Origin of the sequence: Photorhabdus antumapuensis (genome assembly GCF_020387775.1) — a bacterium.
Taxonomy (GTDB): domain Bacteria; phylum Pseudomonadota; class Gammaproteobacteria; order Enterobacterales; family Enterobacteriaceae; genus Photorhabdus; species Photorhabdus antumapuensis.
Window position 1 is genome coordinate 48,192 of record NZ_JAHZMK010000036.1, and the last position, 23,166, is coordinate 71,357.

The window sequence follows — 23,166 nt, forward strand, 5'->3', positions numbered from 1 at the left end:
ATTAACTCCTTGTTGCAAGGGCTATAACTCGTTCATAAGCTCGGCCACTGTGAATGGTTTCGAGAGCTTGTTGTGTGTTATGACGTAAATCTTCCTGTCCATGAATTTTCATTAACAGAGCAACGTTAGCCGCAACGGCATCTGCATGGGCTTTCTTACCCCGTCCTTGTAACAATAAACTGAGCATTTCACGATTATCTACTGGTGAACCTCCTTTTAATGCGGACATTGGATGACGTTGTAAACCAAAATCTTCAGCATTTAATTGATAATGGGTAATTTCTCCCTCGTTAATTTCTGCCACTTTCGTTGGTGCATGCAGTGCGACTTCATCCATGCCACCACTGTGTACAACCGCTGCCCGTTGATAGCCGAGAACCAGTAAGGTTCGAGCAATAGGCTCAACGAGCTCAGGGCTGTAGACGCCAATTAATGCCAATGGCGGACGTGCCGGGTTAATCAAAGGACCTAATATATTAAATATAGTCCGGGTTTTCAGTTGTTGACGTACCGGCATCGCATGACAGAATCCCAGATGATAATGTGGCGCAAATAGGAAACAAATGCCAATTTCATCCAGTGCACTACGGGCACATTCCGCGCTGATGTCAAGGGCGATACCAAACGCTGCCAGCAAATCAGAAGAACCTGATCGGCTGGAAACACTGCGGTTACCATGTTTGGCAATTTTAATATGGCAAGCCGAGGCGACAAAGGCACTGGCGGTTGAAATATTGATACTGTTCGCACCATCACCGCCCGTTCCGACGATATCGCAGAAAGTGTAATCCGGCCGTGGAAATGGCAGGGCATTTGCCAATAATGCTTGGGCTGCACCGGCAATCTCTTGTGGTTGTTCACCACGTAATTTCATGCTGATAAGTACGGCAGCGAGTTGTGGTTCACTTAATTCTCCTTGAATAATGGCGGCAAATAGTTGCTGGCTTTCTTGTTGTGTCAGTGTCTGCGCATTAAACAATTTGTTGAAAATAGCTTGCATTTTCATCTCTCCTCTAATTTAGTGCCCAAACCAGAGTTTGTTCAAGCAATTTAGCGCCATGAGTTGTGAGAATCGATTCTGGGTGAAATTGAAATCCACAAACCTTATGTTTATCGTGGCGAACCGCCATAACCGTGTCGCCACAACGGGCGGAAATAGTCAGTTCAGATGGAATGCGTCTACCCGTGAGAGAGTGATAACGGGCAACGGGTAGCGGGTTTTCCAGATTAGCGAACATAGCTTGATTATCGTGTTTTGCCAGAGAAGCTTTGCCGTGTAGGATTTCATCAGCAGCGGAAATTTCTCCACCATAAGCTTCAATAATGGCTTGATGTCCAAGACAGATGCCGATTACAGGGATTTTGCCGATAATTTGTTGGAGTAATTGAGGCATACAACCTGCGTCAGATGGTTTACCCGGTCCCGGTGAAAGCATCAATAACGGAGAGGAGAGCATGCTTAATTGCTGCATAATCATTTCAGTTGCAACAGTATTGCGATAGATAACAACTTGATGACCATGATGACGTAATTGATCGACGAGGTTATAGGTGAATGAATCCACGTTGTCGAGTAGAAGAATATTTGCCATTAGAAAATCTCCTCTGCCTGATGAGCCTCAATAATGGCACGAATGACTGCTCTTGCTTTGTTACGGGTCTCTTCGGATTCGGCTAAAGGTTCGGAATCCAGTACGATACCTGCGCCAACCTGGATAGTTGCTATACCATCTTCCACATAAGCAGAGCGGATAACGATACAATTATCCATATCCCCTTTGCCGGTGAAATAACCGACAGCACCACCGTAGCTGCCTCGGCGTTCACTTTCGTAGTGAGCGATAAGTTGCATTGCGCGTACTTTCGGGGCGCCGGTAAGGGTGCCCATATTCATACAAGCTTGATAAGCATGAAAGATGTCTAAATCATGGCGTAATGTCCCCACGACGCGGGAGACCAGATGCATAACAAAAGAGTAGCGATCGACTTTTGTCAGATCAGCGACATAGCGGCTGCCCGGTTCACAAATGCGGGCCAGGTCATTACGGGCCAAATCAACCAGCATCAAGTGTTCAGCCAATTCCTTATGATCTGTTCGCATCTCCAGTTCGGTACGGCTGTCTAGATCGGCATCCAGCTCGCCGGCAGCATTGCGCCCACGAGGGCGGGTGCCGGCGATTGGGTAGATCTCAATTTGGCGATTGGACGCATCATATTTAAGTGCGCTTTCAGGAGAAGCACCAAACAGACAGAAGTCCTTGTCTTGCATGAAAAACATGTAGGGACTTGGATTATGGTACTTAAGTTTTTGATAAGCATGAAGCGGTGCCGGGCAGGGCAGAAAAAAGCGTCTTGATGGCACGACCTGAAAAATATCCCCTTGGCGGATGTATTGTTGCAACTGTGCCACCATTTCTGCATAGGTCTTGTCATCCCGATTGTGTGAAACTTTCATGGTTGGCAGAGAGATTTGTTGTACTGGTTCAATGGGCTCGGTAATGAGTGCCGTTAATGTTTCCAATCGTTGCTTAAGGCGTTGCTCTTCTGCTTGAGAATCACTGAAAAGCGAAACTTGCAAGCGTGAATTTTCATTCTGGTGGTCGATCACCAATAACGTCTCTGCGAGATAAAAACAGAAATCAGGACAGCGTTGAACGGTTTTTACTGCCGGTAACGGCTCAAATCCGGCCACCAAGTCGTAGGAAAACAGGCCGCCAACGAATATCGCTTCTGTATTGTATGGCAATGAATTGAACGGAGATGAATTGTATGGTGATGGCTCTTCCGCCAGAGAAAGTAGGGCACGCAGTGCATCAAATACGGATACAGCTTTCAGACGATTATCTTCATCTAACCGATTGTGATTGATTGGAGGGAAGGTAACTTGAAGAGCATCATGTGTCATTTCAGATTGGATGTTGCTGGAAAATTTGTTGGCTAAGATAGGTAATAAATTTCGGCCATTTTCTGTCAAAGCGTTAAAAGTCACCTGATTGCCGTTGGCACTGATGCGCAAGGCACTATCGATAATTAGCAGACTTTTTAAGTTTTTTTTGCTGTTAATTTCCGCAGACTCCAGCAATAAAGTTGCTGGTCGCTCACCACAGAGTTGGTTGAATAGTAGAGTAGGATCGGATTGGTAAACGGTTTCTTGCTCGATTACTGTGATTTTTGGTTGTTTATCCGTCATTTTTTCGTCCTGTTGATCAGTTATGCATATAAAAAAACCCGCTGGTTAGGCGGGTTTTGGTAATTTGGCACTGTTGATTTATGTGCGTGACCATACCGCCCTTACTGGGAAGTTATGCCACCAACGGATAGACGTCATGAATACAGCCATTTTCAGTGCCTCTTTAATATTGATTATACCCTTCATCTTTCAAGCTGCTGCTTTGTTGGCTGCTTTCACTCACCCCAGTCACATAGTTATCTATGCTCCTGGGGATTCGTTCACTTGCCGCCGCGCTGCAACTCGAAATCTATTAGGTATAGATGGTATACAAGACAATATCGCCCTCACTCGTGTACTAGTAAAATGGAACGGCATTAGTGTGTCAAGGATTTTTTGGCGCGTTTATTAATTTGTGCAGTCACGGGTAACGTCTTAGTCATTAAGCGGTACTTAAAAGTGTTGATGATCATAATTAAATTGCCGTGCTATTCCTAGAATTTAGGAATGATCAACATTATAAGCAGTTAATTTCCTATAGAACTTAGGTTATAAAAATTAATATTATTAGAGGAAATTGAAGGTTAATTTGGTGATATTTTGTTACGGTGTAACATAAAGTATTCAATAGTTAGAGATCGGATAATATAGGATGATTAATTTTAATAAAATTATTATCTTACTGTCAAAAATAACTCATATTATTATTTCATGATATAGCTATGATATATATTTAGTAATGTTAAGTAGGTAAATCATGTTTCATGAAAAAAAGAATTTAGCGATAGTAAAAATGGGTTAAAGAGCAGGATTGGCTGGATTTTGTTTGAGTCAATAGGCAAATGGGGAGAATAGATAATCAATTTTTATATCTGCATATGAAAAAAAGAGGTTTAACCGATATTACTGTGAGAAGTAGTATTCATAGCTCTAACATATCGTGTTATTTAAAATTTAGATCTTTATAAGTTAACACTATGTAATCCTTTGTATTTAATACGTTATAGGTATGCCAGGGGGAACGATTTTTAATCTGAATACTTATAGATCTCTACTTAATTCTGGCATGGATTGCCATGATTTAACTCTCTGATGTTTAAAATAATTGTACTATTAGTGGAGTAAGATATGAGTGAAAATGAACCCAAAGCAGATAGCCAATTGGTGTATGAAACTGATCCACATAAAGTTAAAGATTCGGAAGAAGGTGCGGCGCAGAAAACTTATCGGTTAAATGGTTTTGATCCTAAAAAAACCGATGGCGAATTATCGTATACACCAACAAGACTTGCTAAAACTGTTTTTAATACTTACGAGGAGAAGGATGATTTTGGCATTTTCTGTTATTTATCTGATTGGTCAATCTATGATGAACGTTTAGCGCCGATAAATGATGATTCTTTTAAAAAGAATGGTGGCAGAAGTGCCGATTTAATGCGCTTTAAAGGTGATAAAGAACAAGGAAAGCCGTTTAAAAGAATTATCTTCAGCTTTGCAGGTATTATTGGCGATCCTGGGGAGAAGAAAACAACAATCATCGCTGCTGCGGGTAAAAATGGATGGCAAATGGGGGATACCGAACAAGATATTCTAGAGAATCACGAAGGCAAACCTATTCCAATTGATCCCTGGGCTGATGTTGCAGCCTATCTTAATTGTGGTTTTACTCAATGGGCGGGCGATCCTGTAGATTTATATCAGCAAGATAAAGCCCAAGGGGTATTAGGAGGATTACGTTTACTTAAAGATGAAAATCCGGATCTGGAAATTTCCGTCAGCGTTGGCGGTTGGTCAATGAGTGGTGCTTTTTATAAAGTTTGCCGTGATGAGAAACTGCGCCAACGATTTGTTGAGGGGGTTAAAGATTTATACACCAGATTCCCTATGCTAACTCACATTGATCTTGATTGGGAATATCCTGGTTCTGCGGGGGAAGGTAACCCATTTGGTGAAGATGATTATAAGTATTTTGCTGAGCTTATTAAGGATTTAAAAAATGCAAATATCAGTAATTTGAAAGGAATTAGTATTGCAGCTTCTGCTGATATAGAAAAAATTAAAGCAGCACATATTCCAGAATTGATCGCCGCCGGTGTCAATGAAATTAACTTAATGACTTATGATTTCTTTACATTAGGCGATAAAAAACTATCTCATCATACCAATCTTTATCGCAATAAGGATGATCAGTATTCTAAATATTCAGTCGATGATGCAGTTAACTATCTTATCTCTTTAGGGATTGATAAGAAATCAATTTATATCGGCTATTCTGGTTATACACGTAATGCCAGAACTGCGGAGTTAGAGAATAAGGATAATGAACAACTGGTTGGTAAATATACTGATGGAACATCCACGGTAGGGAGTTTCGAATACAGCGTCACTGAATGGACAGATATTATCTATAACTATGTTGATTATGAAAATAAAATAGGTCGTAATGGTTTTTCAGTTTTTCATGATCCGGTAGCTAAAGCTGACTATCTTTATAATAAAGATCTCAAAGTATTTATGTCATTGGATACACCTCGTTCAGTCAGAGAAAAAGGCCGCTATGTTAAAGAAAAAGGTTTAGGTGGTTTATTTATTTGGACCGGCGATCAAGATAATGGCTTGCTAACTAATGCTGCTCATGAAGGATTGGGTCGTAAGGCGATTAAAAAAGTGATTGAAATGGAGCCGTTTTATTTCGAAGGTGAACTTCCTTCTTACGATAAACCGAAAGAGAAGCAGTGTGAAGAATGTAAATTAAATTGAATTTATGCTTTAAAAAATCTCACTACTTAAAGTGGTTATAGTCTCTATAACTGTTCTATTCAGATGTTGCCGATTAATTAGGTTGGGAATAATGTAATGGATAAATATAAAAGCATTTCTCGTGAAAAACAGGATGTAACAAAAGTATCACCATTATTATCTGCGGTGGCAGAAATAAAATCATCAGCATCGCCAATATTGACGAAAAATTACATGTTGTCAGATTCAGAGCAGAAGGAAGATAATTCCACTGTTACTCTGGTCAATACACTCCAGCGTCTAGGATATCACTCAATTTTTGATATTGTTGAAGTATCAAGGCAGCGATTTATTAAACGCCACAACGAATCTTTGTCGGGACATGCAGAGGTAATCTTTGATAAAGCAGTGAGCGCAGCTAATCAATTAGTACAAAGTTATCGGCAAAGGCAACTAAGAGATTATGATGGCACAACATTAAGGAAAACGAATCATCAGGCAAGATATTTTTCTTATAGCAATAGTGATCCAGATGAAAAAGAAAAATTACCTGATTACAGCAACTTATTTCCTGAGCCTTGGGATAACTTCTGTCAGCCAAACGCTATTGAGTCCCTTGACAGTCCGGTAAATTACTTGCTTGATCTTTATAAGTTTGTACAACAAATAGAGCTGGATGGTTCCAATAATGCCGTGGGATTGGAACAAAGGCGCGCTGATATTCCTGACTTATTACTTAATAGTGATAATCTTTACAAAGAGGTGACGGCAATATCTATTGTGAATGATGTTTTGTCGAAAAGTGCCAGGGAATATATTGATCAGACAGGCCAGGCGGATAAACCGGTTAATCAGGTTTTGGGAGAGACTCGTTTTCCTTTTACATTACCTTATAATTTGCCTTCTCAACAGATTAATAAAGGCTTGTCCGAAAAAGAGACCGAATTAGGTACAGTTATTCAGCAAGCGGATCAGCAATTTCCCTGGCATATCTTAACTGAAAAACGTGATCAGGCTCTGCTTGCTTATACTCAATTAAGTAAGGAGCAAATAGCTTTACTGAAAGAGGAAAGTCCATTTGCGCAAAACTTTTTATCACGTGAACAACTTATTAAGGGTTATTTCAGCGCAAGTACAACAGAAGTATTGCCTGAACGTGATATTTCAAAACATGCTTATATTATTCATGCTGATGAAAATATCACTGGCCCGACACTGTTGAGTGATAATGTTGATAAAGCCTATGATGAAATTGTCATTACCTGTGAAAATAAAAATAAAGAGACGATCAAAATTAAACTTCGTGGTGAAAATGTTCTGACCTATAACCGCGTAAAAGCGAGGATGGAACCTTTTGATAATTCATCGCCATTTAGTCGACAGTTAAAATTAACTTATGTAGAAAGTGATAATAGTGAAATTGGTAATTTGGATAATGGTCCTTTCTTTGGTGAAATGACAGTTTATGCTGCGGTGCCAAAAGAGAGTGAAAATAATTCCTTGGTAAATATTGAAGGTATTCATTTCCTGACCATGACTTACCGTTTTGCCATTGCTAAGCAAGATACTGAACAATCAGAATTATTACCAGAAGCAGAGAAGTTTTTCCAAGATAATTATGGTCTTTCTGCGGATGACAGCGTGAAATTAAAACAGATCCTATCTTTTGGTCAACAAACAGGATCGAAAGTGACAGATCTCGAACGTTTGTTTAATAGTGGTGATTTTCGGCCGTTAGTTTCGTCAAATGTGATATTTTCTAACCTTATTTTCGATAGTGGTCAAACATCAGAACACTTTCCAGCGCCTTACCATTATGGGGGTGTTTATATAAATGCGGGGCAATTAGATGCATTAAGCATTGTGAAAACCGGCTCTGGACGCGAAATAGATGCCGTTTCTGATTTTCGCTATGATCGAATGAATCGCTTTATTCGTTTACAGCGTTGGTTAGCGTTACCTTATCATCAACTTGATTTATTGGTAACTTCAGCAATAAAAGCTGAACCTAATAATACCGATCTGACTATCTCTAATAATACATTAAGAGCATTAGGTTTATTCCGTCATTTATCGACGCAATATAACGTATTACCGGAAACGTTTGCCGGATGGATATATCAAATTACGCCATTTGCTATCAGCAATAATATTCCATTTTTTGATCAACTTTTTAATCAGTCTAAACTTTTTGACCAGCCTTTAATTCTGGATGGGAAAGAATTTAACTATACGGAAAATCAAGGAGATGGAGCGAAAACAGTTAAACAATTGTGTGCTGGGTTAGCTATTTCTTTATCCACGTTTCAAGTAATTGCGCCTATCGTTCAGAACACGTTGAAGCTCTCTGCTGGCAAATTGGTGTGTAATCTTGATGTCGTATCCAGACTTTATCGTCTGGTGACTATTCCACGATTATTTGGTTTTTCTGCGGAAGATGGATTAATTTTGGCGGGTATTTTGACGGATAAAAGCGAGTATCTGGCAAATATACCGGCTTTGGGAGAAAAAGATGATATCCTTAATATTATTGCTCAAATGGAGGTTTTAACTTCCTGGCTCGTTAAAACAAAACTGACACCGATTAAGCTTTCTCTATTATTAGGTAAAACTCAGCTTCCGGTGGTGCCAACAAATGGCATGTTAACCTTTTATAAGGGAATTTCTGACGGTTTGACTGATAATGTACGTTTGCAAGAATCTGATTTTAATCGGCAAGAAATAAATGGTACAGATTGGTGGGCCATTTTGTCAGATGAAAATGGCGTTTTTGATAAGAGTAATGGATTAATTAAAGATATTCCGTTGATATGGGGAAAAACAGACGAGGAGTCTCTGAGGAAAAAGATCGAAGATATTGTAAAAGAGAAAAAGGCAACTCCAGATAATAATCAAATTAATATTGTCTTGCAGATCACATTGCAAGCTAAAACCGCACAAGAGAGTCTATTATCTAGCGCTGTTGCGGGTGAATATGGGGTATTAAGAGATATTGTTCCACTACAATTGCGTTGGTTAGGAAGTAGTATTTATTCAGTATTGAAAATGGTGTTAGATAATACACCAGAAAAAGTTGAAGATATTAAAAAAGAGTTTCTGGACTTGACCTACAGTCTGTTAGTTTATACTCAATTAATTAATGCATTGAGCATAAGTAATAATCTATTGTTATTGCGCCTGACAAATCCTAAATGGCTTGGACTAAGCATAGATGAAACAACAGAAATATCGTTGTCATTAGATGAGATTTTCCTGTTGAATCGCTATCAAGATTTACTGGAAAATGCTAAACAAAATGAAGATAAAATTCAGGAATATTTTACTTTCGCTAACAGCGAAATTTTACCGAAGAGAGAAGAGGATGATAACAATTATAAATGTGCGCAATTATTGGCTGAAATATTAGATTGGGACCCTGATGAAATTTATCTTGCTTGTGATAAAGGCGGATTAGAAAAAAAACGTGCGATGACCTTATCTCAAATAGATTGGATAAGACGATTGCAACAATTTTCTGTGAAAACCAATTTGTCTGTTGAGCCTTTATTAGGTGCTGGTGCACTTGATGTTAATTCAGATTTTGAAGCTTTCCAAAGCATCGGTGAAGCGGTAATGGCCGCATTAAAAGCGCAAGGAGATGATGAGAATGTCTAATTTAATTGAAGCAAAATTACAGGAAAATTTGCGTGATGCATTAGTTGACTATTATCTTGGTCAGATAGTTCCGCATGATATCGCTTTTCAATCTCAGCGTGAAGGAATTAAAAACGTTGATGACTTGTATGATTTTCTATTGTTAGACACTCAGGTTTCTTCCAAAGTAAAAACAGCCCGTGTCGCGCATGTTACTCAATCGGTACAACAATATATTAACCGTATTGTTTTAAATTTAGAGTCAGGGTTATCCATGACTCAGGAAGAGGCCGATAATTGGCAGGAATTTGCTAATCGTTACGGTTATTGGGCGGCAAATCAACAACTGGCTATTTACCCGGAAGTTTATATTGATCCCACATTACGTTTAACTAAAACGGAATTCTTTTTCCAACTTGAAAGCGCTCTTAATCAAGGTAAGCTCACGGATGATGTTGCTCAGAAAGCGATATTGGGATATTTGAATAATTTTGAAGAGGTGAGTAATTTAGAAGTTATTGCGGGTTACGAAGATGGTATTGATATTGCCGATGATAAGATCTATTTCATTGCCAAGACCCGTACTCAACCTTACCGTTATTTTTGGCGAACTTTAGATGCCCAACAGCGTAATAATCTGACTGACGAACTCTATCCTACCGCTTGGGGTGAGTGGAAGCTGATTAATGTCCCGTTAGAGAATGCATATAATGGTATTATTCGTCCAATTATTCTAAATAACCGATTGTATATTAGTTGGTTTGAAATTTCTGAAGAAAAACAAGATAAAGATAATAGTACTAAATATCGCACCAAACTTAATTTAGCTCATTTGGCGTTTGATGGTACCTGGAGTACCGGTACTACCGTTCGTGAAGATTTACTTGGTCACTCGATGAAAGAGTTGATTGCGGTGCTCGATCGTACCGGAGATGTTGAACGTTTAGCGTTGGTCGCATTTGTGCGTTTGCAAGGCAAAAATGAGAATAAAGAAGCTTATGACTATGATGAAGTTTTCACTTATGTTTGTGACAACCTATTAATGGCAGCAACGGATTTACCCAAATCCACTTCAACGCTATCCGATCTGGATGCATATGGCGCTGCTTTAGTCTGGTTCTATTTCCGGGAACTTTCAAATGGCGGGCCGGAAGAATATAAGCAATTGGTTCTTTATCCGGTTAATAATAATATGAAGTGGCCGATAGCCGAACCGCCAACATTTGAAGGACAACTGGGTAAAATAGGCGATTTCAAGCTGGATGCGACTTATGTTGACGGGACATTGAATATGTATCTGACGTCTACTTCAACATATAAATATGATTTTAGCAGAAGTAAAAATATCCTTTATTGTATTTGGCTGGAGGATAGTCAGGGTGAACGGTGTTGGCTGAAATATAAGGTGCTTACCCCAGAAGATTATGATCCAAAATTAAGTGTGACATTGAACCGGTGTGATCGAAATGATGTGACGGTTGTTACGGGCTTTAGTCTGCCGTCAGAAACTGGAGATGATATTGCCGGCAGAATTAAGCAAAAGTTAAGTGTTGGGAAATTACTTCGTGACAAGATCCAAATTAAACAGACTAAACAAACCCAATATTTACAATTTCCAAAAGAAAAGCCGCCAGAGGAGCAACCAGAAAGTTGGTATTCTGACAAGGCGATTCGTTTAAATACCCTTTTTGCAAAAGAGTTAATTAGTAAGGCGAGTCAAAAACTGGATAAAGTTCTCAGTTGGGAAACTCAAAATATTCATGAAGAGCCGATTACTGGCAATGTCTCAAAACCCATCGACCTCAAAGGGGCAAATGGTATTTATTTCTGGGAATTATTCTTCCATATGCCATTTATGGTGGCCTGGAGGTTTAATGTCGAACAGCGTTATGAGGAAGCTAGTCTCTGGATTAAGTTTATTTTTAATCCTTTTGAAAGTAATGACGAACCGGCGCTGGAACAAGATAAGCCACGTTATTGGAATAGTCGTCCGATCATTGACGAGCCCAAGAGATTACGTAGTCTGATAGAGCCGGCTGATCCTGATGCAATTTCTGCCAGTGAACCTATTCATTATCGTAAAGCTATTTTTAACTTCTACATTAAAAATGTTATCGATCAGGGTGATATGGAATATCGCAAGCTACAGCCTACGGCCAGAACGCTGGCGCGTCTGAGCTATGCAACGGCAAGTTCATTGTTAGGTGTGCGTCCTGATCTTCAATTAGCCAGTTCCTGGCAGCCGATAACCCTTGAGGATGCATCCTATAAGAAGAGTAGCGCAGTACGTGCATTGGAGATGATCAGTTATCCTTTGCCTTATGCCCCGGTGGTTCATGATAAAACGATTCGTGCGCTGGATAATGATCTCTTTATGAAACCTATTAATGAAGAGTTAACGGCCCTGTGGGATAAAATAGAAAACCGGATTTACAATTTACGCCATAATTTAACCCTAGATGGTAAAGAAATTTCTATGGATCTTTATGATTCGAAAATTTCTCCTCGTGGATTAATGAATCAGCGTTATCAGCGGGTTGTTGCTGCCAGAAATGCCAGCAAAATGAATTTCAGAGTACCAAATTATCGTTTTGAGCCGATGTTGGCGCGGGCGAAATCGGGTGTCGATACGTTGATACAATTTGGCAGCACGTTGTTAAGCCTATTAGAACGGAAAGATAATTTGAGTTTTGAATCATTTCAGATGGTTCAGAATAATGATCTCTACCGTTTTGCTGTTGACCTCCAGCAACAAGATATCAATATTAATCAGGCCAGTCTTGATGCATTGCAGGTGAGTAAACAATCTGCTCAGGAGCGGTACGAACATTATAAAAGTCTTTATGATGAAAATATTTCGTCAACCGAGCAGCAGGTTATTGAATTACAGGCTCAAGCATCTTCTGCTTTATTAGCTTCACAGGTATCAAGAACGGCGGCGGCGGCCCTGGATTTAGTTCCCAATATTTATGGATTGGCAGTTGGGGGTTCACATTGGGGGGCAGCTTTAAATGCGGTTGCTGAAATAGCAACTTTGAAACATCAGTCTGATAGCACTAAAGCTGACAGCCTTAGTGTTTCTGAATCTTATCGCCGTCGTCGGCAGGAGTGGGAGCTGCAATATAAACAGGCTGAATGGGAAGTAAAATCTATTGATCAGCAAGTTAATATTCAGCAGTTGCAGGTCAGTGCTGCACGTAAGCGTTTGGCGCAAGTTGAAGCGCAGCAACAACAATCTCAGGCGTTGTTGGCTTATTTCTCTAGCCGTTTTACTAATGAAAGTTTATACACTTGGATGATTAGCCAGATCTCAAGCCTCTATTTACAGGTTTATGATGCTGTTTCATCGTTGTGTTTATCCGCACAAGCTTCTCTGCAATATGAGCTTGGGTTAGGCGAACAGAATTTTATTGATGGTGCGAGCTGGAATGATCTCTACCAAGGGCTGTTGGTCGGTGAAAATTTGAAATTGGCGTTGCAACGCATGGAACGTACTTATGTTGAGCAAAATTCACGTAAGTTGGAAATTATCAAAACGATTTCGCTTAAATCTTTATTGGGCGAGTCTTGGGAAGATAATCTCAAAATACTGACATCACATAATGCAATCACCTTTAATTTGGATGAGTTAAAACAATTTGGTGCAGATTATCCGGGCTTATTTAATCGGCGGATTAAATCTGTTTCAGTTACGCTACCTATGTTAATTGGACCTTATGAAGATATCTGCGCCAAATTAAGTTTGTCGGGTGTGAGTAGTTATACGACCAAAGCGGATCTCAAAACCGTTGAAAAGATGTTGAAAGAAGGAACTCGTGCGGAAACGCCTTATACGGTCCGCAGCATACAGCCCAATCAACAGATCGCTTTATCCACGGGTATTAATGACAGCGGGATGTTCACGCTTAATTTCGATGATGAACGTTTTTTACCCTTTGAGGGGGTAGGAGTAGGATCGAGTTGGAATTTTCAATTTACCAATATATCACAGGATTTAGAAAGTCTAACGGATGTGATTTTGCATATTCGATATACCGCGCAAGAGGGGTCTGTATCATTTGGCTCGGCTGTGAAGGCATTATTAAAACAGGAAAATCCAGATTTGTAATGGCGGGCATTAACGATTAAATGAGTCATTTACATTCAACATTTTGACTCATTATCTTTAACATTCAAATTAGCCTCTTCTATTTATGTAGAGGCTAAATATAAATCTCATTGGAGCTTATAAATGGTAAACAAATATACTTATACCTCATCGAAATCCATGTCCGACATAAGTGATATTATTGGTGAACCATTAACCGCATGGAAAAATCAGTCAGGCGGCCAAGTTTATAATATTATTTTTAATGGTGGTGTTTATACCAATACTTATTGGGTTGAGCGCTGGCATATTCCCGATTCTACGGCTAAAGAGGGAACACCGCATAATGCCTGGAAATATATTCGTCAAGCGACGGAAAATGAGATAAAACAACACGGAAATCCTACTGATGGGCGTGTTGATCCGACCGAAGATATTCCTTCACCGGTTTTACAACCAGATGATATTACAGAACAAACCTATCAAAGACCGGATGTTAATTTTAAACCTGATGGTTCAGCGGGCAACCTTTCTTATACTGCGACGCGTGTTTGCCGCCCGATGTTTAATGAATATGCAAGCGATAAATCCAGACCGAAACTTTCTGCTTATATTACTGATTGGTGCCAATATGATGCGCGTTTAGATGGTGAGGATAAAGGGGCGGATTATCGGGGCAGAGGATTTGATTTAAGTATTATCAATGTGACTGCCTATGATAAATTAATATTCAGCTTTTTGGGTATTTACGGTGATACTGGCGTAAAAGGAGATAAGATCAAAGAAGTGGCGGAGGGTTGGAATAGCCAGAGTGAAATAAAAATTACGGAAGGCCATATTGTTCCGCTTGATCCTTATGGTGATTTAGGGACTGCCCGTAATGTAGGATTACCGAAAGAAAGTGCGAATACTGATATCGGGCCAGGAACATTTTTGCCTTATTATCAACAAAAGAGAGCTTCAGGTTTATTAGGTGGGTTACGCGAATTGCAAAAAACGGCGCGTTTAGCGGGCCATAAACTTGAACTGGCTTTTAGTATTGGCGGCTGGAGTATGTCCGGTTATTTCTCCGTGATGGCCGCTGATGAGACAAAACGTGGTGTTTTTGTTGACAGTATTGTTGATTTTTTTGAGCGCTTTCCTATGTTCAGTTGTGTCGATATTGACTGGGAATATCCCGGCAGCCCAGGTGAGGAGGGTAATATTTATGATCCGGAAAAAGATGGAGAACATTACGCTCTGTTAATTAAAGAATTACGTCAGTCTTTGGATAGTCGATTTGGGCGAGAGGATAGAAAAGAGATCTCCATTGCTTGTAGTGGTGTAAAAACGAAATTAGCAACATCCAATATTGCCGAATTAGTTAAGAATGGTCTGGATAATATTTTCTTAATGAGTTACGACTATTTTGGTACCGGGTGGGCGCCTTATATCGGTCATCATACGAATCTCTATTCGCCAAAAGATCCTGATCCGTCAGGTGAGTCTGATTTATCCGCGGAAGTGGCTATTAATTACTTACATCAGGAGCTTGGCGTACCTTTGGAAAAAATTCATTTAGGCTATGCTAACTATGGCCGTGCAGGCAAAGGGGCAAAACTTGAAACGCGCGAATATAATAAACCTGGCGATGCATTAGGAACAATGGAAAAAGGTTCACCTGAATTCTTTGATATTGTAAATAATTATCTGGAGTGTGAACACACTCTTGCTACCGGGAAAAATGGTTTTGTGTTAATGACGGATACCAACGCTGATGCCGATTTCTTGTTTAGTGAAAAAGAGGGGCACTTTATTTCATTAGATACCCCTCGTACAGTGAAGCAAAAAGCGGAATACGTCGCTAAGAATAAACTGGGCGGCATATTTTCTTGGTCAGGCGATCAGGATTGCGGCTTGTTGGCAAATGCAGCTAGAGAAGGAATGGGTTATATTGCTGAATCTAATGATGAGGCCATCGATATGGGGCCACTCTATAATCCGGGTAAGCTCTATTATTTGAAATCTATCGGTGAGATGAAGAAAAACGCTGATTAATTCTTCTTTGCCAGTAAAAAGGGATATCATTTTTCTTATCCGTCAATTTTTTCATTCTTAAAATAATCATGTTCAGCCTGACATTTTAGGGCTGAACATCGTTCTTTCTGTAAAACGCCCCCATTTATCGTTAAGCTATCCCATCGCGTATTTGGGCAGAGAAAGAGATAATGACAAATTCAGCCACTGAGTTAGTAACAATTTATGATCTTCATAGCCATACAACCGCATCGGATGGCTTACTTTCACCAGCGGAATTGGTTGAACGGGCGGTGGCAATGGGCGTTAATGTCTTGGCTGTGACTGATCACGATACGACGGATGCTATTTTGCCAGCCCATGAATATATCAACCAACATGATTTGCCATTAAAGCTCATATCGGGGGTTGAAATATCCACTCTGTGGGAAAATATGGAGATTCACATTGTTGGTTTGAATATTGATATTCAATCAAATGCAATGGTCACATTACTCAGAAAACAAACTGAGCTCAGAAAAGAGAGAGGAATTGAGATAGGTCGCAAATTGGCAAAGGTGGGTATTCCCGATGCTTGGGAGGCGGCTAATCGGTTAGCGAATGGTGGACAAGTAACACGGGGCCATTTTGCCCGTTATTTAATTGAAATGGGCAGGGGACCAACAATCGCGAAAGTATTTAAGAAGTATCTGGCAAAGGGAAAAATCGGATACGTTCCACCTCAATGGTGTACAATTGAACAAGCTATTGATGCCATTCATCAATCAGGTGGTCAAGCAGTCATTGCTCATCCGGGACGATATGATTTATCGACCAAATGGTTGAAGCGTCTGATTGTCTGGTTTAAACAACATGGTGGTGATGCAATGGAAGTTGCACAGTGCCAGCAGGCACCTAACGAGCGGCAATATCTCGGTCAATTATCACGGGAATATGATTTGATGGTTTCGTTGGGTTCTGATTTTCACCAGCCTTGTTCATGGATAGAGTTAGGGCGTAAATTGTGGTTGCCCGGTGATGTGGTACCAATATGGTGTAACTGGTCACTGTAGGGGCTGCATAAAATTAAGAGGTAATTTATGAGCCAGTTTTTTTATATTCATCCTGATAATCCGCAGCCACGTTTAATTGGGCAAAGTGTGGATGTGCTTAAAAAGGGTGGGGTAGTTGTTTACCCAACTGATTCCGGTTATGCGATTGGTTGCCGTCTGGAAGATAAAGATTCGATGACTCGGATATGCCGTATCCGCCAGTTAGATAGTCATCATAATTTCACCTTAATGTGCCGGGATTTGTCAGAAATATCGACTTATGCTTATGTCGATAATTCGGCTTTTCGTCTGATTAAGAATAATACGCCGGGCAATTACACGTTTATTTTGCGTGCGACGAAAGAGGTACCTCGTCGTTTAATGAATGATAAGCGGAAAACCATTGGATTACGTGTTCCTTCCAATCCAATTGCCTTGGCGCTTCTTGAACAAGTGGGTGAGCCATTGATGTCCACGAGCCTGATTTTGCCAGGCAATGATTTTGCGGAATCTGATCCTGAAGAAATTAAAGATAATTTGGGAAAACTGGTTGATCTGATTATTCACGGGGGTTATTTAGGGCAACAGCCTACCACCGTAATTGATTTAACTGAGGATACGCCGGTTGTAATACGGGAAGGGGCTGGCAATATCACGCCATTCTTATAAGCTATGCAGTAATTATTTTCAGAATCTATACCTAATAGATTTCGAGTTGCAGCGAGGCGGCAAGTGAACGAATCCCCAGGAGCATAGATAACGATGTGACTGGGGTGAGTGAAAGCAGCCAACAAAGCAGCAGCTTGAAAGATGAAAGGTATATATATACCTAATAGATTTCGAGTTGCATCGCGACGGCAAGGGAGCGAATCCCCGGGAGCATAGAGAACTATGTGACCGGGGTGAGTGAGTGCAGCCAACAAAGAGGCAGCTTGAAAGATAACGGGTATAAAGCCTGTGTATTATATGCAGGCTTTATATTTTTGATTTTTTAATTGAATTGAAATGGTTATTATTATTTCGAATTATTAATACTGGTTCAATAAAATAAAGCCATCATCTATTTAATAATTAAGTTGATTTTAATAACGTGATAAGTGAATATTTACCGCACCTAAGGTAAGTTTGTTCGCCAATTATTTAATCATATCATTAGGTATATACCTAATAGATTTCGAGTTGCAGCACGGCGGCAAGTGAATGAATCCCCAGGAGCATAGGTAACTATGTGACTGGGGTGAGTGAAAGCAGCCAACAAAGCAGCAGCTTGAAAGATGAAGGGTATAAAACCTTTGGGTTGGTTATTTAATATAAATAACAACGTAAGGTTGTCCATTCATTATAAAATCAAGGGATATTGAAAATGTCAGTTGTTAATTTCTCCGATAAACCAGTTGATGTCAGTAATGTTCATACATGGCCGAAATCACCAGATAGGGATTTAATTGCATGTGGGCGTGATGCATATGCTGAAAAATCAGTGCAAGAAGCATTGAGCGGAGATCCTGATAAAGCGGTAAAATTAAGTGAATTAAATGATATTCTGGCTACCTGTGAACCTTTTGACTTTAAGGGAGCCATTTTATATGCAAAAGATCCGGTATTGGCCTTAATTAAAGCGTTATCAGAAAAGAGTGCCTATTTAGTCGATGATTCATATCCTCCTGAACAATGGCAAAGTGGGGGAGTTGACAAGCATAGCCGTATTAAAGATTTTATTGAATCCCCTGGCATGTTTATTAAAGGGATAGAGATGATCGATATGGGCCAGCTTTATCTTGGTAATTGCGGCTTTGTTAGCACCGTTGGGGCAATTGCATCCCATCCTGAAGGGCATAATGTGTTATTTTCTGCTATCTATCCGCCGGTTTATAACCCAACGGGTGTTTATTCGATCAGAATCATCAATCAATCGACGATGGGTTATTTATTGATTGACGATGATCTGCCGCGAGTTAGTTTTTCTGCTATGGAAGATAAAAATGAATTCTGGTATTACCTGATTGAAAAAGCATTTGCGAAATTGCATGGAGGCTATGAGAATTTAGGCGGCGGTAATGAAGTCTATTTTGGTATAGAATCGACAGCAAATACCAGTATTAATCAAGATAATCAGGATCGTATTTGGGATGAGCAATTTATCGATATCTTCAAAATAAAACATCATGTGACTTATCAAGGAACCGGTTCGTCTACGGATTTGGTATCAGGTCATGCTTATTTAATATTGGATGCTCAACAATGGAATGATATTAAGTTAGTGCGACTGCATAATCCGTGGAATGTCGTTAAATATAAAGGTCCATATTCTCCTGGCTCTGCTGAATGGGAAAATATTCCAGAGGAAGTACAGAATGATATATTCCAGAATAACCGATTTGAAGGGAAATCATTCTGGATGCCATATGATCTCTATGTTAATAATTTGCCAAAAATTAGTGATATGTATCTCAGAGAAACCCTTCCTGATTCACTGAAAAGTATTGCAAATCCATTACCAATTCAAGAGTGATAGGATATTGGTTTTACCAGGATTGACTTGTAAGCCATTAATTTAATATTAGTGTCTGGTATTAATGGTAAATTAAATAAAAATTCAATGAAATGGTGGCCTAAAATTTATAATTTATGGCCACTTTTATATTGTTCAATATTATATTTCTTTAATTGTTTAATAATTGAGGTAATGAGTAGTCAAGTTAATTATAGAAAATTGACTATTCCTAGGTATTAATGACCAATTATATTGTGGAGAGTTAATCTTCTGAATAATTATAATCGTTTATATCTTTGGTTAATCGATGGTACCACCAATACCGACAGATTCTACCGCTTCTTTGGCTATTAATGCACCTTTTTCCTAGGCTGGCAACGAGTTATACAACAGCCCTAAATCGTTCTGATTTTCTGTCGCCACAAACTGACTGAGATGGTTGGAATTTTTAATCCTAACTCTGCATCAGATTGATAAATAGAAAATATTTATCCTTATTTAACCGAATCCGCCAAAGTTAAAGTAATCCCAGTCGTAGCTGACTGGGATTAGCGTTTTATCTAGATTTACTAGTCACTAGTAGATATTTTAGTTAACGGACATTGTGACATTTTTTGAATTACAGAATGAACTGTACCGGCTGGTAATAATGTCTCCTTTATTGTATTCCCATCATTAACACTCCAAATTAGGCGATCATTTTGGCTTGTTTTCATAAAATAAATATAATAGCCATTATCCCCCATTGCAGTACAAGTCATATCAAACAAGCCATCAATAAGATCTTCTCCTTCCCCTGTAAAATAACTTTCTGCATTTCTATATAAGGTAATAGGATCAAAGGGAATATCATTACATGCTAACTCATCTATTTTCATATTTGAGTAAAAGCCAATTGTTGTTCTTAATTCGAAAACATCAACAATGTCAAATAATTTATTCCCTTCTAAATAGAAAGAAAATACTCCATTTTTCCAAAAGCTATTTGGAGAGTTCCATGACTCAACAATGTCAAATTGAAGAGAAAAGTAAAATGGATCACCATAAATCATTTTAGTTTCACCCCTAGTTTTTTCTGAATATCACTTGGCACCTGTTTGCTTGTTAAAGAATTGTTAATATCTCCGGAGTTGCCATTCCAATGATATTCTCCGTTAGTTCCTTCGAATCGGTGAACATTACCGTTCTTATCTACTGAGAACCTAACCTCTTTATTGTTATAGTTTTTTGAGCTTGGTATAGAGTTTTCAAAAAGAATTAGAGAGTCTCTAGGTTCTATTCCTGCATTTTTGCGATTTCCATCACCTCCGGGAGTATGTTTAGGGTTTGATTTGTAAGTTAGCCCATTAGAAGCGACTATTGGCTCTGATACCGGTATTGCGCTTCCACGGCGTTTCCCAACAATCGAAGCAACCGAAGCTTTACTGCCGATAGCACCACCAATGCCGGCAGATTCTACCGCTTCTTTGGCTATTAGTGCACCTTTTTCCCAGGCAGGCAGCGAGTTATACAACAGCCCTAAATCGTTCTGGTTTTCTGTCGTCACAAACTGGCTGATGCGATGGGCATCCTCAGCCGATAAGTCAAACATCCATCTTAAGCCACTGATGGCATCTGCTGTTTTTATCCCGCCGTCCATTTCAGCCCGTTGTGCAACGCTTAGTTTGTTGTATTTGTTCCAGATTGCTTCGGTAAGCGCTCCTTGTTTATTGGCTTCTTGAAGCTTTCTAAATAGCCCCAACCGTAGTTGGGGTTATATATGGAGACTATATTACAACGATATATAATATTTTTTTATATTGGCAATTATTTCTTTAACTTCATCTTTATAAAGTTTTGTTTCATAGAAATCGGGTTGAGGAATATCTTCCCAGTAACCACAACCATTATTATCATATCTCAAGATACGTCGTTTTGCTCCGATGATTCTAACAATATCATCGTAAGATACAGCAAATACAGAACTACCAAAATCATCAATATTCTCTGTTGAAGCTTTATAAATATATGACGATTCAAAATCTTCTGGCACATCTAGGTTACTATCTACCAGATTAGGAGATATCATACCTAACATCGTGTTAAATGCTTCTTTGATTTCTTTATCAAATAGCTCTTTATTTTCAGGAAAAGAAATTAATGCATTTTTATCATCTAAAGAAAAAATATCCACATTTAATGTTGCGGCAGTTAGTTCATCAGGGAACATTTTCCCATTAATATAAAAATAGAATAACCCATTTTTGAATGAACTATCACTCCAATAGGGAATATATTTTACTAATATCGCAAAACGATATGGATCACCAAAAATCATAATTTCTATCTCCATTTATCAGAGACGTCTTTTGTTAACCAGTCGATCCATATCAGTGAATTCTGTCTCTTAGTCAGATCTCCTGATTAAGAGACAGTTGTACTAGCAGGAATATCTCTAAGTCAAATTTTTCTCAGTTTACTTTAATTAAGGAAATTCCTTCATCTTTTAGCAAAGAATCAGGTATGTGATTAAACATATATATTTCATCACCTAAATTCATTACGCTAAATTGACCATAATCATAAAACACAAACATAAAACCGATAATATCTTGCTCAATTTCAGAATAAATAGCATTAACGTAAGAAAGTGGTTTCCCTATCAATCCATCAAATATTTTAAAATTAGATAGATCCATCACTGTTTCCTTACCATATTCTCCTAAGTCATTTTCCCTCAGTTCACCTTTACACAAAACGATTGATGTTCCATTAGGGCTACAAAGTAACTTCTTTGGCGAGTTATCAGTTTCACAAAATTTAATAGATAACTCTTGGGGATGTTCAACATCTGCTATGTCGTATATATAAATCAATCCATACACTGACTTAAGCCGTTTCCCTGTAATTTCAACTCCCCACTCATTGATTTCTTTAGTAACTAAACTCAATGTGGTTCTCCTTTTAGTGCATTCTTCACAGATGTATTATTAATGCCATCCTTCATAATGGTAACGAATGTGCCATTTGGTTTAGTGACAACAACATCATTTCCCTTTATTTTAAATAATACATCCCCTCTTGTTCCATTAGTTCCTTGTCCAGCAAAAACACCAGGAATTGTTTTATCTGGGTTATTGCCTATTTCGTCTATTTTATCCAGAACCAACTTTCTATCCACAGGATTTGATGGATTACCACCAAAATCTTTTACGTGTTTTCCTAGCTTTTTCCCTAATTGGGCATCATCAACTTTGAATACAGTTCCAGCGCCAGTACCTCCACTTGGGATTGATGTAGTTCCTGGTTTTGGCAATGCTTTTATTTCATCACTAGCCTTATTGAGTAACTTGGAAACTTCACCAACGTTGCCTTTTTGTAAGGCTTGCTCTGCGGCTTTGATGGTTTTTCCAGCGGCATCACCTGTGCCGGGAATAATGGCTATCGCGGCGGCCAGATAATCTAATGCGCTTTTAGCCTCTACAAAACCTTTGATATCACCGATAACTGGCACGAAGTCAGTACCAAAGCTAATCATATTGCCAGCTTGTTTACATGTATCCGGTGACTGCTGACAAAAGGCGCTTTTTTTCTCCTCGTAAGCTTGTATTGCACCCTGTCTTTCTTTCTCTGCTGCGGATAGAAGATGTGCCAGCGCGTTATATACAATAACAATTTCTCCGGCATTCGCCCCACTGTTAGCGCCTTTGGCACTGTTGGTCGCAATGGCCCCTGCAACGCTGCCAATGATTTTGCCACCCGCCTGAATTTTCATTGGATCGCTGAATGTTTTATCCAATGTTATTGCTGCCAGTTCTGCGGCTAATGCCCCGGCAGCCGCCCCTTTGGCATCACCGCCGCCAATTTCCGCCGCAAGGGCAGAAACCGCCGCATGGCTGATGGCTTTTCCGGGTAAACCTAACACCTGACCGTTCTTGCCAATCAACCCGGCCCCTTCGGCGTTAATCTGGCTGCCAATATTGGCCAGTAATGCGGTGGTAAAATTGTCCTTAAAACT

The 23,166-nt window shown here is 39.3% G+C and carries 15 protein-coding genes and 1 other annotated feature; of the genes, 7 read left to right on the forward strand and 8 right to left on the reverse strand.

The genetic code is table 11. The annotated features are described in order from the left end of the window. Window position 1 precedes the first annotated feature (1 nt). Genes trpD through KZ793_RS15155 form a run of 3 tightly spaced genes read right to left on the reverse strand, consistent with a single transcriptional unit; the run spans window position 2 to window position 3,190 of the window. Entirely contained in the window at window positions 2–1,000 is a 999-nt protein-coding gene (gene trpD, locus KZ793_RS15145) for an anthranilate phosphoribosyltransferase (RefSeq protein ID WP_225816101.1), read from the reverse strand. Between the two features lie 13 nt (window positions 1,001–1,013). Continuing rightward, a complete protein-coding gene (locus tag KZ793_RS15150; RefSeq protein WP_225816102.1) occupies window positions 1,014–1,592 on the reverse strand; it encodes a glutamine amidotransferase-related protein in 579 nt (192 codons plus the stop codon). Beyond that, entirely contained in the window at window positions 1,592–3,190 is a 1,599-nt protein-coding gene (locus KZ793_RS15155; RefSeq protein WP_225816103.1) for an anthranilate synthase component 1, read from the reverse strand. The genes KZ793_RS15150 and KZ793_RS15155 overlap by 1 nt, the downstream gene beginning before the upstream one ends. Before the next feature lie 28 nt (window positions 3,191–3,218). Then, window positions 3,219–3,319 (reverse strand) — a sequence feature (Trp leader region). A gap of 978 nt (window positions 3,320–4,297) precedes the next feature. Here KZ793_RS15155 and KZ793_RS15160 point away from each other — a divergent pair. From KZ793_RS15160 to KZ793_RS15190, 7 genes are all read left to right on the forward strand, one after another. Further along, entirely contained in the window at window positions 4,298–5,929 is a 1,632-nt protein-coding gene (locus KZ793_RS15160) for a glycoside hydrolase family 18 protein (protein WP_225816104.1), read from the forward strand. Window positions 5,930–6,025: 96 nt separating this feature from the next. After that, complete coding sequence (locus tag KZ793_RS15165) at window positions 6,026–9,562, forward strand: Tc toxin subunit A (protein ID WP_225816105.1); 3,537 nt, start codon at window positions 6,026–6,028, stop codon at window positions 9,560–9,562. Then, window positions 9,555–13,649: a Tc toxin subunit A-related protein gene (locus tag KZ793_RS15170; RefSeq protein WP_225816106.1), complete on the forward strand. Its 4,095-nt coding sequence runs from the start codon at window positions 9,555–9,557 to the stop codon at window positions 13,647–13,649. Before KZ793_RS15165 ends, KZ793_RS15170 begins: the two co-directional genes overlap by 8 nt. Before the next feature lie 123 nt (window positions 13,650–13,772). Beyond that, a complete protein-coding gene (locus KZ793_RS15175) occupies window positions 13,773–15,665 on the forward strand; it encodes a glycoside hydrolase family 18 protein (RefSeq protein WP_225816107.1) in 1,893 nt (630 codons plus the stop codon). A 170-nt stretch (window positions 15,666–15,835) separates the two neighbouring features. Next, a complete protein-coding gene (gene rnm, locus KZ793_RS15180) occupies window positions 15,836–16,696 on the forward strand; it encodes an RNase RNM (protein ID WP_225816108.1) in 861 nt (286 codons plus the stop codon). Between the two features lie 27 nt (window positions 16,697–16,723). Next, the gene (locus tag KZ793_RS15185) at window positions 16,724–17,344 is read left to right on the forward strand and encodes an L-threonylcarbamoyladenylate synthase (RefSeq protein WP_118986013.1); all 621 of its coding nucleotides are present in this window, start codon (window positions 16,724–16,726) and stop codon (window positions 17,342–17,344) included. 694 nt (window positions 17,345–18,038) lie between these two features. After that, complete coding sequence (locus KZ793_RS15190) at window positions 18,039–19,187, forward strand: C2 family cysteine protease (protein WP_225816109.1); 1,149 nt, start codon at window positions 18,039–18,041, stop codon at window positions 19,185–19,187. 551 nt (window positions 19,188–19,738) lie between these two features. Here the strand turns inward: KZ793_RS15190 and KZ793_RS15195 are convergent. The 5 genes from KZ793_RS15195 to KZ793_RS15215 form a co-directional block, all read right to left on the reverse strand. Then, window positions 19,739–20,221, reverse strand: coding sequence for an immunity 42 family protein (locus KZ793_RS15195; protein WP_225816110.1), 483 nt, complete (start codon window positions 20,219–20,221; stop codon window positions 19,739–19,741). Next, on the reverse strand, window positions 20,218–20,910 hold the full coding sequence (locus KZ793_RS15200; RefSeq protein WP_225816111.1) for a hypothetical protein: 693 nt from the start codon (window positions 20,908–20,910) through the stop codon (window positions 20,218–20,220). The genes KZ793_RS15195 and KZ793_RS15200 overlap by 4 nt, the downstream gene beginning before the upstream one ends. Window positions 20,911–20,940: 30 nt before the next feature. Next, entirely contained in the window at window positions 20,941–21,486 is a 546-nt protein-coding gene (locus KZ793_RS15205) for an immunity 42 family protein (protein WP_225816112.1), read from the reverse strand. A gap of 133 nt (window positions 21,487–21,619) precedes the next feature. Beyond that, complete coding sequence (locus KZ793_RS15210; RefSeq protein WP_225816113.1) at window positions 21,620–22,099, reverse strand: hypothetical protein; 480 nt, start codon at window positions 22,097–22,099, stop codon at window positions 21,620–21,622. Further along, on the reverse strand, window positions 22,096–23,166 hold a 1,071-nt coding region (locus tag KZ793_RS15215; protein WP_225816114.1), incomplete at its 5' end, for a DUF637 domain-containing protein. The genes KZ793_RS15215 and KZ793_RS15210, both read right to left, overlap by 4 nt.